Genomic DNA, 15,953 nt, shown 5'->3' with positions numbered 1-15,953 from the left:
GAGAAGATCGCACAGATTGGGAGAGTGTAGGAGCAATTGATTTCAGCCGACAAAAATCACCAGACAACCCTTGTAGGAGCTGCCGCAGGCTGCGATCTTTTGATCTTCAAAAACAGGATCAAAAGATCGCAGCCTGCGGCAGCTCCTACAGGGAATTGTTATTTGTCGTTGGTCAGGCTGTTGTAGCTGGTGAACAGGTTGCGGTAGTCCGGGATGTGGTTGGAGAACAGTGTGCCCAGCCCTTCAACGTCGTTGCGCCAGTCGCGGTGCAGCTCGCAGGCCAGGCCGAACCAGGTCATCAATTGCGCGCCAGCGCTGGACATCCGATTCCATGCCGAATCACGGGTCATTTCATTGAACGTGCCCGAGGCATCGGTGACCACAAACACATCAAAACCTTCCTCTATCGCCGACAGTGCCGGGAATGCCACGCAGACCTCGGTCACCACGCCAGCAATGATCAGTTGCTTCTTGCCAGTGGCCTTGATCGCCTTGACGAAATCTTCGTTGTCCCACGCATTGATCTGCCCAGGACGGGCGATGTACGGCGCATCCGGAAACAGCGCTTTCAGCTCGGGCACCAGCGGGCCGTTGGGGCCGGTTTCAAAACTGGTGGTGAGGATCGTCGGCAGTTTGAAGTACTTGGCCAGATCGGCCAGCGCCAGCACGTTGTTCTTGAACTTGTCCGGATCGATGTCGCGCACCAGCGACAGCAGCCCGGCCTGGTGATCGACCAGCAGCACCGCAGCATTGTTCTTGTCCAGACGTTTGTATTGAGTGGTCATTGCAGTAATCCTCGCGGGGTGTAGAGGCCGACGGGGTCGGCCTCAGGAGACTCGATCAGCGCTGGGAATCCAGCACTTCGTGTTCGTTCGCGACTTGCTGAGCCTTGAGGTAGCTCTCGATCAGCAATTGATAATGCGGCATGGCCTGGGCGTAGACGGCCGCCCACTGCTCGGCATCGGGACGGTTCCACGAGCCTTGCAGCTCGGAAAGCGTAGCCATGATGTCGATCGGCACCACCCCGGCCTGCGCCAAACGGGCAACTGTCAGATCAGTGGCGAGTTTGGAATGATTGCCGGAGGCATCGACCACGGCGAACACTTTGTAGCCTTCATGCACAGCGGCGATCGACGGAAACGCCAGGCAAACGCTGGTCAGCGTGCCGGCGATCACCAGGGTTTTCTTGCCAGTGGCTTTGACTGCCGCGTGAAATTCCGGGTTGTCCCAGGCATTGATCTCGCCTTTGCGCGCCACGTATTGCGCATGCGGTGCGGCTTCGTGTATTTCCGGAATCAACGGCCCGTTCGGCCCTTGCGGCACGGAGGCGGTGGTGATCACCGGCATCTTCAACAGGGTCGCCGCTTTCGCCAGCGCTACGGCATTGGCGCGCAGTTGCGGCACGTCCATGTCCTTGACGATCTGAAACAGACCGCTCTGGTGATCGATCAGCAGCATGGCTGCGTCGCTGGCATCGATGGTCGGTTTCTGGCCGTCGAAGTTCGCTGCATTGACTGTGTTCATGTGCGTGTCCTCTTTTCTTTAGGCAACAGCCATCCCTGGCCTTCGAACCGGCCTACGCGTCCTGTGTAGAGCGGAGTGGTTGTGCGTTAAGCGTGCATCTGGCCGAAGCGGCCGGACTGGAAGTCGGCGAAGGCCTGGTGAATTTCCTGCTCGGTGTTCATCACGAACGGGCCGTGGCCGACGATTGGCTCATCGATTGGCTCGCCGCTGAGCAGCAACACCACTGCGTCCTGACTGGCTTCGAGGGTCAGTTGCTTGCCATCACGTTCGAACAACGCCAACTGCCCTTCGCGCACCGATTCCACACCGTTGACCTGCACCGAACCCTTCAACACCACCAGCGCGGTGTTGCGGCCTTCGTGCAGATCCAGCGTCAGCAACTTGCCGGCGTTCAGGCGCAGATCCCACACGTCGATCGGCGTGAAGGTGCGCGACGGGCCGGTGTGGCCATCGAATTCACCGGCGATCAGGCGCAGGCTGCCGGCGTTGTCCTTGAGCGCGATGCTCGGGATGTCGCTGTCGAGAATGGTCTGGTAGCCCGGCGCGGCCATTTTGTCCTTGGCCGGCAGGTTGACCCACAGCTGCACCATTTCCAGTTTGCCGCCGGTTTTGGCGAAGTCATCCGAGTGAAACTCCTCGTGGAGGATCCCGGACGCCGCCGTCATCCATTGCACATCGCCCGGGCCGATGACGCCGCCACTGCCGGTCGAATCGCGGTGCTGCACTTCACCGTCATAAACGATAGTCACCGTTTCGAAACCACGGTGCGGATGCTGACCAACGCCACGACGATCGGTGGTCGGCGTGAAATCGGCAGGGCCGGCGTGATCGAGCAGCAGGAACGGGCTGATGTGTTTGCCGAGGTTGTCGTAGGAAAACAACGTGCGAACCGGGAAACCATCGCCGACCCAATGGCCGCGTGGGCTGGTGTAGATACCGATGATGTTTTTCATGGTTGTCTCCAATGGGGGTGAATGATGCGATGGATTAAGCTTAAATCCATGACCATTAATGCACTAGACTGCAAAAATCAGCCTTAGCGTTCTATCTGGAGAACGATGGTGGAAGACCTCAACACCCTTTATTACTTCACTCAAGTGGTCGAACACCACGGATTCGCCGCCGCCGGGCGTGCGCTGGACATGCCCAAATCGAAACTGAGCCGGCGCATTGCCGAGCTCGAAGAGCGCCTCGGCGTACGCCTGCTGCACCGCACCAGCCGTCATTGTTCGCTGACCGAAATCGGTCAGGCCTATTACCAGCGCTGCCTGGCGATGCGCATCGAAGCCGAAAGCGCCGCCGAGCTGATCGAACGCAACCGTTCCGAGCCGCAGGGGTTGGTGCGCCTGAGTTGCCCAACCGCGCTGCTCAACTCGTGGGTCGGGCCGATGCTCACCCGCTATATGCTCAAGTATCCGCTGGTGGAGTTGTTCATCGAGAGCACCAATCGTCGCGTCGACCTGATTCACGAAGGGTTCGACATTGCCTTGCGCGTGCGCTTTCCGCCGCTGGAAAACACCGACATGGTCATGAAGGTGCTCGGCAACAGTATGCAATCGGTGGTCGGCAGTCCGCAGTTTGTCGAACGCCTGTCGTCACCACCCTCGCCTGCTGACCTCAACGGTTTGCCGAGCCTGCATTGGGGTGCGGCGCAGCGCGAGTATCAGTGGGAGTTGCTGGGGCCAAATGACAACACCGCGCTGATCCGGCACACGCCGCGCATGGTCACCGATGATTTGATCGCGTTGCGTCAGGCAGTGATTGCTGGCGTTGGCGTGGCGCATTTGCCGAGTGTGGTGGTGCGTGAGGACATTGCGGCGGGGCGTGTGGTGGAGTTGATTCCGGGGTGGGCACCGAAATGTGGCGTGGTGCATGCGATCTTTCCGTCGCGGCGCGGGTTGTTGCCGTCGGTGCGCACGTTGATTGATTTTCTCGGCGAGGAATTTGCGCACAGTGACATTGCCTGAATCGGTGGCGCGGCCATCGCTGGCAAGCCAGCTCCCACAGGATTTGGGGGTGAACACATCATTCATTACCAACATATATCCCTGTGGGAGCTGGCTTGCCAGCGATGAGGCCAGTCCAGACAACACAGAATCCAGGATTGATTCATGACTTCTGCTCAACACTGCTTTGCCCCGGCAGCGGTTTTTCTCAAGGATGCACACGCGGATACTCGAGCCCATTCCCACTGCAATCCCTGGAGTCTTTCATGTCTGTTCCCGCTTTCGGCCTCGGTACCTTTCGCCTGCAAGGCCAAGTGGTCATCGACTCGGTCAGCACCGCCCTTGAGCTCGGCTACCGGGTCATCGACACCGCGCAAATCTACGAGAACGAAGCCGAGGTCGGCCAGGCCATCGCCGCCAGCGGCATCCCCCGCGAAGAACTGTTCATCACCAGCAAGATCTGGATCGCCAATTTCGCCAAAGATCGCCTGATCCACAGCCTCAAAGAGAGCCTGCAAAAGCTGCAGACCGACTACCTCGACCTGACACTGATTCACTGGCCATCGCCGGAGGACCAAGTGCCCGTCGAAGAATTCATGGGCGCCCTGCTGGAAGCCAAGCGACTGGGCCTGACCCGGCAGATCGGTGTGTCCAACTTCACCATCGACCTGATGAAACAGGCGATCGCCGCCGTGGGCGCCGACAACATCGCTACAAACCAGATCGAACTGCACCCGTACCTGCAAAACCGCGCTGTGGCCGAGTTCGCCCAAAGCCGAGGCATTCAAATCACCTCGTACATGACCCTCGCCTACGGTGAAGTGTTGAAAGACCCGCTGATCCAGCAGATCGCCGAACGCCTGCACGCTACCCCGGCGCAAGTCACGCTGGCCTGGGCCATGCAACTGGGTTACGCGGTGATTCCGTCGTCGACCAAACGCGCCAACCTGCAAAGTAACCTGGGGGCCACCGCGCTGACCTTGAGCGATGCCGACATGGCGCAGATTGCCATGCTGGAGCGCGGCCATCGCCTGACCAGCCCGAAAGGCATCGCGCCGCATTGGGATTGATTGCTCAGGCTTGAAGACGTTGCGCGAGGCCATTCATGGCCTCGCGCAACGCCCTGACACTCGGGCCCAGCGCCACACTTCCGGCATCCGTGCAGGCGCGCTCCAGGTCGGTACATGCCGACACCAGCCGCGCCGCGCCGACCACCTGTGCGCCGCCCTTGATGTGGTGGGCCAGATCGCGCAACCCGGCGCGGTCAAGGACTTGCCCGAGGTCGTCGAGCCGCCGCAGATCGCCGTGCAAACTGCTCAGCACCTCCTTGCGCAAGTGCTCGATGATCGCCTGGTCATCGCCGGCCAATTGCTCCAGCACGCTCAGATCCAATTCTGCCAGTGACGGTTTTTCCAGGCGCGGGAGGTCTTGTTCCTCATGACGCGCAGCGCTTAACGCCTGACTCAAGTCGTGCAGACGAATCGGTTTGAACAGGCAATCGTTCATGCCGGCCTCCAGGCAGCGAACCTTTTCCTCGACCTGCGCATTGGCGGTAAAACCCAGGATCAGGCTACGTTGCGCACCTGCCAGCGCCTCGGCTTGACGAATCTCGCGGGCCAGTTCATAGCCATTGAGTCGCGGCATATTGCAGTCAGTGATCAGCACATCGAATGACTGCTCGCGCCACAATGCCAGGCCCTGCTCACCGTCCTGACTGTCGACCGTGCGATGGCCCAGCTCACTCAGTTGCCGGCACAGCAACAAGCAATTCACCGGATGATCATCCACCACCAGAATATTCAATGATCGCGTTGTGGCGGGTGTCAGTTGAACCACGGCATCCCTGGGTGCGAGCGCTTCCAGCAATGGCAGTTCGAGCCGCACGGTGACCTGTGTACCAAGGCCGGGCTGGCTGTGCAGTTGCAACTCGCCGCCCATCATTTCGCACAGGCTGCGGCTGATCACCAGGCCCAGCCCGGAGCCACTGCGCGCGGCGTGTGAATGGTTACTCGCCTGGACAAATGGACTGAACAGGCGCTGCAGGTCTTCGGCACTGATGCCAATGCCACTGTCTTCGATGATCAGGCTGACGACCAGTTGCTCGGTGGTTACGCGGTTCACCTGCAGTTGCAGACTCACTTCGCCGGCCTCGGTGAACTTGATCGCGTTACTCAACAGGTTGGACAACACCTGCTTGAAGCGCGTCGAATCAACCAGCACGTCGACGTCACTGCGCGCATCCAGTTCGACGCGCCAGAGCAAACGTTTCTGCCGCGCCAGACCTTCAAAGACCCGGCACACCGACACCACCTGATCGCGCAAATTGGCCCGTTCCGGGGCGAGCGATAAATGCCCGGACTCGATGCGCGCAATGTCGAGGATGTCGCCGATCAACGCCAGTAACTGCTGGCCCGCGCTGGAGGCGACTTGAATCGCCAACCGATCGGTCACCCCCTCTTCCGCACGTTTCAGCGCCAGTTCGAGCATGCCGATCAAGGCGTTCATCGGCGTGCGAATTTCGTGGCTCATGGTGGCCAGAAACGTGGTTTTCGCCCGGTTGGCATCGTCGGCGGCGTCCTTGGCGTCCTGCAACTGACGCAACCACTGCTGGCGCTGGCTGATCTGCCGACGCTGAAAGCCGATCAAGCCCAGCGCCAGCAATAACAAGCACGCGGCACCGGCAAAGCCCAGCAGAATTTCTGTGCGATGACGCTGCCAGTAGCTGGCGTCGACCGCCAGATCGTGGGTCCAGCGTCCAACCAGTTCGTCCATTTCCTGCGGAGCAATGCTCAGCAGCGCCTTGTTCAGAATCGAATGCAGTTCGGGCGCTTGCGGTGACGTGGTCATGACGATTCTCGCCGGCTGATCGCCCACGGTGGTGGCGATCCGCAAACGCTCGCGGTACTGGCGGGCAATCAGATAACGCGCGCCCACCAACGAACTCAAGGTCGCCTCCACTTGCCCCTTGCTGACCATCTCCATGCCGATCGCCGGGCTTTTCACCTCGATCAGCGTGACCTCTGGCACATGCTCGACGAGATAAGCGCGTAGCGGATGCGCGCGATAGATCGCCAGGCGCTTGCCGGCCAGATCGTCGAGGTTGCGCGGGCTGCCGTCAGTCGTCGCGGTGACCAGCACAAACGGGTTGTTCAAATAGGCCCGGGTGAAATGCAACTCGTCTTCGCGTTCACGGCTGGGAGTGATGACCGGCAACACATCAAGCTCGCCTGCCGTGAGTTGCTCTATCTGCCGACTCAGCGAGCTGCCACGAACAATCTCGAAAGTCAGACCGCTGCGCTGACTGATCAAGCTGAGCAATTGCGCCGCAAGCCCGCTGAACTGGCGGTCGGCAGTAAAAAAAGACAACGGTGCAAAGTCCTCGATGGCGCCTACGCGCACCCGTGGATGTAGGTCCAGCCAGCGCTGTTCGCCAGCGCTCAGTGGCACTCGCGCGTGCTCGGCCATCTCGGCCCGGCCGGCACTCCAGCGCTGCTCGATGAGCTGGCGCTGATCCAGCGGGATGCTGGCCAACGCCTTGTCGATGATCCGTTTCAAGCGCCCATCGGTGCGGCGCAAGGCAAACCCGAACGGATTGGCATCCAGCCCCGATGGGCCGAGCAGTTGCACATCGTTACGGTAGTTGGTGTTGATCAGGTAATTGGCGCTGATGAAGTCGCCCAGGTAGACATCATCCACCCCGAACGCCACGGCCCCGAGTGCATCCATGGCCGAGTGGTAGCGTTGAATATTGCTTTCGGGATAGAAGGCCTGAACCACCGACAGAGGCAAATAATCTTCGGCCATCGCCAGGCGCTTGCCGGCCAGATCGGACAGCGCCTGCTCACCGATGCGGGCCACCAACACCGGCTGGTCTTCGGCGTAGGCACGGGAAAGCATCAGCTCGGGATCGGCGAGTTCAAAGTTGTTCGAGGTGCCAAGTACGTCAATCTCGCCGCGTTTGAGCGCAGTAATCGCCGACGCTCGGTCGGCGTAACGCCGCACCTCGATCCTGATATTCAGCAGTTGCGCGAGCAGATCGGCGTAATCGGCGCTGAGGCCTTCCAGTTGATGCTGGTTACGTGTCAGTTCAAAAGGCGGGTAATCCGGCCCGGAGACTCCCATGTACAGCAGCGGATGTTTGCGCAACCAGTAGCGATCGGTGCCGTCCAGCCGCAGTTGGACATTTTCCAGGCGGGTGCGGGTGAGAATCTCCAGCGATTTTGGTACAGCATCAGCCCAGGCCGTCAGCACGCTCGCCGACAACAGCATGAGACACCAGCGCCACCAGCCCATGCCGACCTCTCAGATCAAGTGATTGCGTCTGGCGAAATCACGCAGATGAACCGCCGAATTGACCCCCAGTTTGGCCATCAGGCGCGATTTATAGGTACTGACGGTCTTGTGACTGAGGTGCATGTCTTCGGCAATGGTTTTGTTCGGCTTGCCAGAGGCCAGTTGCACAAAGATATTCAGCTCTCGGTTGGATAGCTGGTCGATCAGTTGCGTTTCTGAGCCTTGCAGTGTGTTCGAGGCATTCGCGTTGTCGGACAGTGCGGTGAAGTAGGTGTAACCGGACATCAGCGCCTGAATGGCTTTGTGCAATTGCTGCAAATGATTGGTCTTGGGCACGAAAGCCATGGCGCCGGCGCGCAGGCAACGTTCCTGGTAGAACGTGGCTTCGTACGAAGTGAAGACCAGAATCAGGCAGGTCAGGTCATTGGCTCTGATGCGCTCCATGACATCGAGTCCATCGAGCATCGGCAGATTCAGATCCAGCACGACGAGTGTCGGCTGGTGCTCGCGCAGCAGTTGCACCACTTCGTTGCCGCTGGATGCCTCATGAATGACTTTGAAACCTTCCGCTTGCAGCACGATTCTGACCGCGGCGCGCACCACCGGATGATCGTCGACGATCAGCGCTGACTTCATGAACACTCCCTGTGAAAAGCATGACGATGACGATCTGATCCGTTGGTGTCGGATAGTGGGGTTACGCAGAGACTGTTGCACGGGCATCAAAGCGAATCTACCTGTCAGGTCTGACAGTTGTGGCTTGCGTGAATCTATGCTTGAGCGCGCCGCGACGGCACTGATTCCGCTGCCCAGACCCGCTGCGCTGACGCGGTGTGAGCGTCGACCGCTGCCATCAGCGCTTTGATTGTCTGCAGGCCAGGCAATGCGGCGTGAGTGATTTGCAGGTTTTCCTGGGCAAACCCCGGATTGGCCTGCAATGGCGCCGAAGGTTCGTTGTAGATCAGGGCGTGGCGAACGTGCGGGTTGTCGAGGAAGAAAGCCAACAGATCCAGCGAACCGGCGGCCAGCTCGGCGTTGATGACCACCACGTCAAACGGTTCGCAGCCGTACTCGACCAGGGTCAATAACTCGAGAAGATTCTGTACCGGTGCAACCCGGTAGTAGTCGAGGCCATTGAACACACGTTCGATTTTCATCCGGTGAAAATGCTGCGAGTCGGCAATCAGGATGCGCAGGGTTTTATTGATCATGGTCGATCTCCCGGTAGTAGCAGTTTCTGGGTGCGGCAAGACTACGCAACGCTCACGGATCTTTATGTAGGACGTTTCTGAAGAAACCGGTCATTCATCCGGGGCCAGAACACGCAACGGCGGGACAGGCATTGTCATTGACTCGCTGATTGCGGGACTGCAACCCGGAGGAAAATGCCTAGACATCCAACTGCTCCAGAAGGGAACCCAGCGATGAGCGATCCGCCGTCCGGATCAGATTCAACTGGCGTCGTTGACTCGCATAGATCGTCTCAGCGTGCGGCTGACCGCGCCGCGCATCGTGGATCACACCATGACGAATCTGCGCGTTGCTCTGGAAAAAACGTATCGGATCAACCCCCACGGCGGCCAGCAACTCACCATTGATGATCAGCAAATCGAACTGATCGAACGGCTCGTACGAGTACTGCGTCACGCTGAGCAGTTCCCGGAAGGAACACACTGCCGTGAGCGCTCGGTAACCGAGTTCGTTCAGCGATTTACCGATTCTGCCTTGCAGAGCCGGTTGCTCTTCGGCAATCAGGATTCGCCAACACTTGTAGGACATTTTCTTTCACGGCTATGGGAAAAGTTACGGTGCATCACACTAAGCAAAAGCAAGCGCGAGTCATGTAGGACGATTCTGATAAAGAGACAGAAAGGTCTCGAAACCCCAAAAGAAAAAACCACGTCGGACAACCCGACGTGGCTTTTTGATGGACTCACGACGGCGTTAACCCAAGGTCTCGCCGAACGTTTGCTCTCCTCTGCGCAGGCTTATTCCGTGGTACTCGGACTCCAGAACGCCTGCACCACCAACGCCGAAGTGGAAATGCGCGCGACCAATGCATCCAGTTCATCACCGTCGACCGAGGTGGTGGCCAGCGTCGCTTCAATCTCGATTTCATCCGCGCCAAACGCATGCACATCGACATCGCTGGCCGGGTAGTTGCTGCGTTCCAGTTCGGCTTCCAGCAGAGCGAACACGGCGGTTTGCTGCGAGCGTCGAGCGATGACATAGACGATGTTGGTGACCTCCGCCGAGACCACGTCCAATGGCTGGCGGTTGATGTTGTTGACGATCGGCCGCAGCAAGGTATTGGCAGCCAGAATGAACAGCGTGCCGAGCACGGCCTCGGCGAGCAGGTCGGCACCGGCGCAGGCGCCCACCGCCGCCGACGTCCACAGGGTCGCGGCGGTGTTGAGGCCGCGCACATTGCCCTCTTCGCGCATGATCACCCCGGCGCCGAGAAAGCCGATGCCGGAGACCACGTAGGCAACCACGCGCACCGCGCCTTCTGCACCGGCGAGACGGTTGGCCATGTCGACAAAGATCGCCGCGCCGACCGCCACCAGCACGTTGGTGCGCAGGCCAGCGGTGCGTTGCCGGTATTGGCGCTCGAAACCGATCAGGCCGCCGAGAATGAAGGCGGCGCTGAGGCTGACGAGGGTGTCGAGCAGCGAATCGAGGTTGAGGTTGTTGATGGCTTGCATCGTCATCTCCCTGAAAACACACAAACCCCCTTGTGGGGCCTGCTTGAAACGAGCCCCTGTAGGAGCTGCCGAAGGCTGCGATCTTTTGCTGTTGCCTTGTAAAAACAAGATCAAAAGATCGCAGCCTGCGGCAGCTCCTACAGGGGCAGCATTATTGCCAGCCGAAGCGGCGGATGTAGAAGCCTTTCACCGCCTGGGTCAGCGCCATGTACGCCAGCAGGATCACCGGCAGGAACACGAAGTACAGCGACGGCAGCGCCTGCAATTTGAAGTAGTGCGCCAGCGGCCCCATCGGCAGGAAAATGCCGACCGCCATGATGATCCCGGTCATCACCAGCAGCGGCATCGCTGCGCGGCTTTGCAGGAATGGAATCTTCGGCGTGCGGATCATGTGCACGATCAGCGTCTGGGTCAGCAACCCGACCACGAACCAGCCGGACTGGAACAGGGTCTGGTGATCCGGGGTGTTGGCATCGAAGACGTACCACATCAAAGCGAACGTGGTGATGTCAAAGATCGAACTGATCGGGCCGAAAAACAGCATGAAGCGCCCGACGTCGCCCGGCTGCCAGCGTTGTGGTTTTTTCAGCATGTCCTCATCGACGTTATCGAATGGAATGGCGATCTGCGAAATGTCGTAGAGCAGGTTCTGCACCAGCAAATGCATCGGCAGCATTGGCAGGAACGGAATAAACGCGCTCGCCACCAGCACCGAGAACACGTTGCCGAAGTTGGAGCTGGCGGTCATCTTGATGTACTTGAGCATGTTGGCGAAGGTGCGCCGCCCTTCGAGCACGCCCTCCTCCAGCACCATCAGGCTCTTTTCCAGAAGAATGATGTCAGCCGCTTCCTTGGCGATATCCACTGCGCTGTCCACCGAAATACCAATGTCGGCGGTGCGCAGTGCTGGCGCATCGTTGATGCCGTCGCCCATGAACCCGACGACGTGGCCATTGCCTTTGAGGATGCGCACGATGCGTTCCTTGTGCGACGGGGTCAGTTTGGCAAAGACGTTGGTCTTCTCCACGGCCACGGCCAGTTCGGCATCGCTCATGCGTTCAACGTCATTGCCCAGCAGCAGGCCTTGTTGCGCGAGGCCGACTTCGCGGCAGATCTTTGCGGTTACCAGTTCGTTGTCGCCGGTCAGCACTTTCACCGCTACGCCATGTTCGGCCAATGCCTTGAGCGCGGGAGCGGTGCTTTCTTTCGGTGGATCGAGGAACGCCACGTAACCGATCAGCGTCAGTTCCTGTTCATCGGCCAAGCTATAAATCTCGCGACCTTCGGGCATCGAGCGAGCGGCCACGGCCACCACGCGCAAGCCTTCAGCGTTGAATGCTGCAGTGACCTGACGAATCCGGGTCAGCAATTCATCGCTCAAGGCTTCATCGACCTCACCGTGACGCACGCGGCTGCACACCGCCAACACTTCTTCCACCGCACCTTTGCAGATCAATTGATGCGGCTGGCCACGGCCTTCGACCACCACCGACATGCGCCGACGATTGAAGTCGAACGGGATCTCGTCGACCTTGCGAAACGCCGTGCCGACTTTCAGTTCACGGTGGATTTCCACGTGCTCCAGCACCGCGACATCGAGCAGGTTTTTCAGGCCGGTCTGGTAGTAGCTGTTCAGATACGCCATTTCCAACACATCATCGGAATCGGCGCCCCACACGTCGACATTGCGCGCAAGGAAGATCTTGTCCTGAGTCAGGGTGCCGGTCTTGTCGGTGCACAGCACGTCCATGGCGCCGAAGTTCTGGATCGCATCAAGACGTTTGACGATGACTTTTTTCCGTGACAGAAACACCGCGCCTTTGGCCAGCGTCGAGGTGACGATCATCGGCAGCATTTCCGGGGTCAGGCCGACGGCAATCGACAGCGCGAAAAGCAGCGCTTCAGTCCAGTCGCCCTTGGTGAAGCCGTTGATGAACAGCACCAGCGGCGCCATGACGAACATGAAACGGATCAACAGCCAGCTGACTTTGTTAACGCCTTGCTGGAACGAAGTCACTGCGCGATCGGTTGCGCCGACACGCTGGGCCAGCGCGCCGAAATAGGTGCTATTGCCGGTGGTCAGGATCACCGCCACTGCCGTGCCGGACACCACGTTGGTGCCCATGAACAGGATGTTGTCCAGTTCCAGCGGATTGCGCGTGTCACGATCGGCCTGCCGTGGAAACTTCTCCACAGGCATCGATTCGCCGGTCATCGCGGCTTGGCTGACGAACAGATCCTTGGCGCTGAGCACTCGGCAATCGGCAGGAATCATGTCACCGGCCGAGAGCACGATCAGATCGCCCGGCACCAATTGTTTGATCGGCAGCTCGCTGCGCGGCGCGTCACGGCGCATCACCGTCGCGGTGTTGCTGACCATGGCTTTCAGCGCATCGGCGGCCTGGTTGGATTTGCTTTCCTGCCAGAAACGCAGCAGCGTCGACAGCACCACCATGGCGAAAATCACCACGGCAGCCTTGAGGTCTTCGGTCAGCCACGAGATTACCGCCAACAACGTCAGCAGCAGGTTGAACGGGTTTTTGTAGCAGTGCCACAGGTGAATCCACCATGGCAGCGGTTGTTCGTGTTCGACTTCGTTGAGGCCGTATTGCGCACGCAGCGCGTCGACTTCGAAATCGGTCAGGCCATCGGAATGCGTGCCCAATGACGACAGCAGCACACCGCTGTCGCAATGCGCGGCATCGACCAAAGTGTTGGCCAGAGTCGGCGGGACTTCACGGCTGACCGTGGTGTCGTTGATCGATTCCAGCAGCGCCAGGCGACGGAAGTGCCGGGCGATGTGGCGGGTGCGCAGGAAGCCTGCGAAAAATTCCTTGAGCGTAAGTTTCATGGCTGTTGCCCCTATGGTCAGCCGGGAAACCGTCGAGCAGGTACGGCCGCGCCTCGTCCGCCGGAAAAACCGGCACGGCAAGGCCTGGCGCGCCGGTCAAAAAAGACAGGCGTGTCGATAGGGCTGCGATCACGACTGTGCAGTCGAAATCACGCTCTGTTCAGCGTCGATGAGAAGGAACGTCCAGACATGGCCCAGGACGGGACATGCACGGGATGCCGCTGCTCGCTTTTACGGCGAGACAACGACAGAGAAAGTCTGCGCGTTATCTTGCCGAGAATCTGCCGGTTACCGAGACCGGCCGACAACTGTCACTCGAACAAGTACCCACTGTGGGTCTCCGCTATTGATGAAAACGCGCGAAGCTTACGCCCCGATGTCTGCAGAGTAAACCCGCAAAAGGCAGTGTGCCGGGGAATGTGGGGGATGTTCAGGAAGGGTTCAGAAATCAGATTTTTGTTAGCCATAAGGACCCCATCGCTGGCAAGCCAGCTCCCACAGGGATCTCCAGTGAACACAAATTTTGTGTCCAACACAGATCCTGTGGGAGCTGGCTTGCCAGCGATGGCGGTGTATCAGGAAATACTGAGTTAGCTGGCGGTTGCTAACAACAGATCTGCCATCGAACGATGCCCGCGATTCTTGCCATGCTCATACAGCGAGCCGGCAATCTCGTCCGCGCGGATTGGCAACACCGACAGCAACGTGTCGCTCAGACCATGGCTGGCCTGGCAGAAGCCCTGCATGTAGATGCCGGCCTTGCAGCGTTCGTCCGTGATCACTTTGTAGTTGCGATCAACCTCGAAATCGCCCAGGTACTCTTCCAGCGGTGCCAGCAGTTTGCGGTGCATCTGCCGCTCGTATCCGGTGGCCAGTACAACGGCGTCGTAGTTGCGCACGGTGACTTCGCCAGTGGCGTTGTTGCGCACGGCCAGTTCGATTCCGTTTTCGGTGGCGGTAGCGCTCTCGACGGTGGTCAGGGTGCGGAACGCGTGACGGGCAATCCCGGAAACCTTCTGGCGATAGAAGATGCCGTAGATGCGTTCGATCAGGTCAATGTCGACCACCGAGTAGTTGGTGTTGTGGTACTCGTTGACCAGCCGCTCACGCTCGGCGCTGTTCTGCTGGAACACCAGGTCGGTGAACTCCGGCGAGAACACTTCGTTGACGAACGGGCTGTCGTCCGCAGGCTTGAGTGCCGAACCGCGCAGGATCATGTCGACCTGCACCGACGGGAACGAATCGTTGAGGTCGATGAACGCTTCCGCCGCACTCTGCCCGCCACCGATGATCGCAATGCTCATCGGCTGATTGTTCACGCACGGCTGCTTGGCCATTTGCGACAGGTATTGCGAGTGGTGGAACACGCGGGTGTCGCCCTTCATCGCCTTGAACGCCTCTGGAATACGTGGCGTGCCGCCGGCGCTGACCACCACCGAACGAGTGGTGCGTACATGTTGCAGGCCGTGGCTGTCGCGGGAAATGACGCGCAAGGCTTCAACCTGCTGATTGTGCAGCACCGGCTCGATGGTCAGCACTTCTTCGCCGTAGCGGCTCTGCGCGGTGAACTGCCCGGCGACCCAGCGCAGGTAGTCGTTGTACTCCATGCGGCACGGATAGAAGGTGCCGAGGTTGATGAAGTCGACCAGACGGCCGTGGTACTTCAGGTAATTGACGAACGAATACGGGCTGGTCGGATTGCGCAGGGTCACCAGATCCTTTAGGAAGGAAATCTGCAACTCGCTTTGCGTCGACAGGGTGTTGCCGTGCCAGCTGTAGTCGGCCTGCTTGTCGAGGAACAGCACATCCAGCTCGCCGTGAGTCGGCCCGCGCTCTTGCAGAGCGATGGCCAGCGCCAGGTTCGAAGGGCCGAAACCGACGCCGATCAGGTCGTGAACGATGGGCGATGCAATTGCCTGAGTCATTTCCAGTGTCCTCTGGATGAACCCCTCAACAAGGGGCAAGGAGAGCCTAAGTAACCTGACTGGCCTTGAGCAGGACAGCAGGTCGTCTGTTGAGTAGGAACGAGGACAGTGAAATAAAATTTAACGGCGACGGCTCAATGGGCATCCCATTGTTTGATGCGCAGGCGGCAATGTTTCATGGCGTTGACGATGTGCTTTTCCACCAAAGCCTTGGAAATGCCGAGTTGCTCGGCGATTTCCGGGTGCGACAGACCTTCGATCTTGCGCAGCAGAAAACTTTCGCGGCACAGCGGTGACAACTCGGCCAACGCACGCTGAAGCATCTGCAGGCGCTGGCCATGATCGAGGCTGCTGTGAGGCGAGGGGGTGAAATAGCGCTCTTCATTGTCGAGCACTTCCAGCGATTCGACCTGGCGCAGGGCGTTGCGGCGATGGTCATCGATGACCAGATTCAACGCGGTCCGATAGAGGAAGGCGCGGGGTTGCTCGATCGGCGTGTCGCTGGAGCGCTCCAGCACCCGCACATAGGCGTCATGCACCACATCTTCGGCAATCTGGCGATTGCCGAGTTTGGCGTTAAGGAAACACACCAACTCGCGATAGTAGTTTTCCAACATGACTCCCGGCCGCGAAAATGCGGTTTGTGTCCTTGAGCACACCGCTTTACGACGGCGCAAAACGCAGTAGCAAGATAGTGGCAACTTGAGGC

Annotated in this window: 13 protein-coding genes; 2 read left to right on the top strand and 11 right to left on the bottom strand. The window is 59.3% G+C overall.

All coding sequences use genetic code 11. The features are described from left to right. Positions 1–158 precede the first annotated feature (158 nt). The 3 genes from ycaC to EJA70_RS26375 form a co-directional block, all read right to left on the bottom strand. Positions 159–785, bottom strand: a complete 627-nt coding sequence (gene ycaC, locus EJA70_RS26385) for an isochorismate family cysteine hydrolase YcaC (protein ID WP_158834738.1) — start codon at positions 783–785, stop codon at positions 159–161. Between the two features lie 55 nt (positions 786–840). Beyond that, positions 841–1,524, bottom strand: coding sequence for an isochorismatase family protein (locus EJA70_RS26380; RefSeq protein ID WP_008084027.1), 684 nt, complete (start codon positions 1,522–1,524; stop codon positions 841–843). Between the two features lie 86 nt (positions 1,525–1,610). Further along, positions 1,611–2,477 (bottom strand): pirin family protein, encoded by an 867-nt coding sequence (locus EJA70_RS26375; protein ID WP_158834735.1) that lies wholly within the window; start codon positions 2,475–2,477, stop codon positions 1,611–1,613. Positions 2,478–2,582: 105 nt separating this feature from the next. Here EJA70_RS26375 and EJA70_RS26370 point away from each other — a divergent pair, with 105 nt between their 5' ends. Further along, entirely contained in the window at positions 2,583–3,491 is a 909-nt protein-coding gene (locus EJA70_RS26370) for a LysR substrate-binding domain-containing protein (RefSeq protein ID WP_008084032.1), read from the top strand. Between the two features lie 245 nt (positions 3,492–3,736). Further along, complete coding sequence (dkgB, locus tag EJA70_RS26365) at positions 3,737–4,540, top strand: 2,5-didehydrogluconate reductase DkgB (RefSeq protein ID WP_158834732.1); 804 nt, start codon at positions 3,737–3,739, stop codon at positions 4,538–4,540. Positions 4,541–4,544: 4 nt separating this feature from the next. Here the strand turns inward: dkgB and EJA70_RS26360 are convergent, their stop codons facing one another. From EJA70_RS26360 to EJA70_RS26325, 8 genes are all read right to left on the bottom strand, one after another. Next, positions 4,545–7,763, bottom strand: a complete 3,219-nt coding sequence (locus EJA70_RS26360) for a transporter substrate-binding domain-containing protein (RefSeq protein ID WP_158834729.1) — start codon at positions 7,761–7,763, stop codon at positions 4,545–4,547. A gap of 9 nt (positions 7,764–7,772) precedes the next feature. Beyond that, on the bottom strand, positions 7,773–8,399 hold the full coding sequence (locus EJA70_RS26355) for a response regulator transcription factor (RefSeq protein WP_158834727.1): 627 nt from the start codon (positions 8,397–8,399) through the stop codon (positions 7,773–7,775). A 134-nt stretch (positions 8,400–8,533) separates the two neighbouring features. Then, positions 8,534–8,974, bottom strand: a complete 441-nt coding sequence (locus EJA70_RS26350) for a chemotaxis protein CheY (protein ID WP_158834724.1) — start codon at positions 8,972–8,974, stop codon at positions 8,534–8,536. 178 nt (positions 8,975–9,152) lie between these two features. Beyond that, complete coding sequence (locus EJA70_RS26345; protein ID WP_158834721.1) at positions 9,153–9,542, bottom strand: hypothetical protein; 390 nt, start codon at positions 9,540–9,542, stop codon at positions 9,153–9,155. A gap of 209 nt (positions 9,543–9,751) precedes the next feature. Continuing rightward, positions 9,752–10,468 (bottom strand): MgtC/SapB family protein, encoded by a 717-nt coding sequence (locus EJA70_RS26340; RefSeq protein ID WP_007913384.1) that lies wholly within the window; start codon positions 10,466–10,468, stop codon positions 9,752–9,754. Between the two features lie 151 nt (positions 10,469–10,619). Continuing rightward, on the bottom strand, positions 10,620–13,319 hold the full coding sequence (gene mgtA / locus EJA70_RS26335; RefSeq protein ID WP_158834718.1) for a magnesium-translocating P-type ATPase: 2,700 nt from the start codon (positions 13,317–13,319) through the stop codon (positions 10,620–10,622). Between the two features lie 590 nt (positions 13,320–13,909). Continuing rightward, entirely contained in the window at positions 13,910–15,244 is a 1,335-nt protein-coding gene (locus EJA70_RS26330) for a lysine N(6)-hydroxylase/L-ornithine N(5)-oxygenase family protein (RefSeq protein WP_158834715.1), read from the bottom strand. A gap of 134 nt (positions 15,245–15,378) precedes the next feature. Beyond that, the gene (locus tag EJA70_RS26325; RefSeq protein WP_158834712.1) at positions 15,379–15,861 is read right to left on the bottom strand and encodes a sigma-70 family RNA polymerase sigma factor; all 483 of its coding nucleotides are present in this window, start codon (positions 15,859–15,861) and stop codon (positions 15,379–15,381) included. Positions 15,862–15,953 lie beyond the last annotated feature (92 nt).

Source organism: Pseudomonas sp. PB103, from assembly GCF_009764635.1.
Taxonomy (GTDB): Bacteria; Pseudomonadota; Gammaproteobacteria; order Pseudomonadales; family Pseudomonadaceae; genus Aquipseudomonas.
The sequence above is the reverse complement of the archived record's forward strand: the minus strand, read 5'-3'. Positions and strand labels throughout refer to the sequence as shown.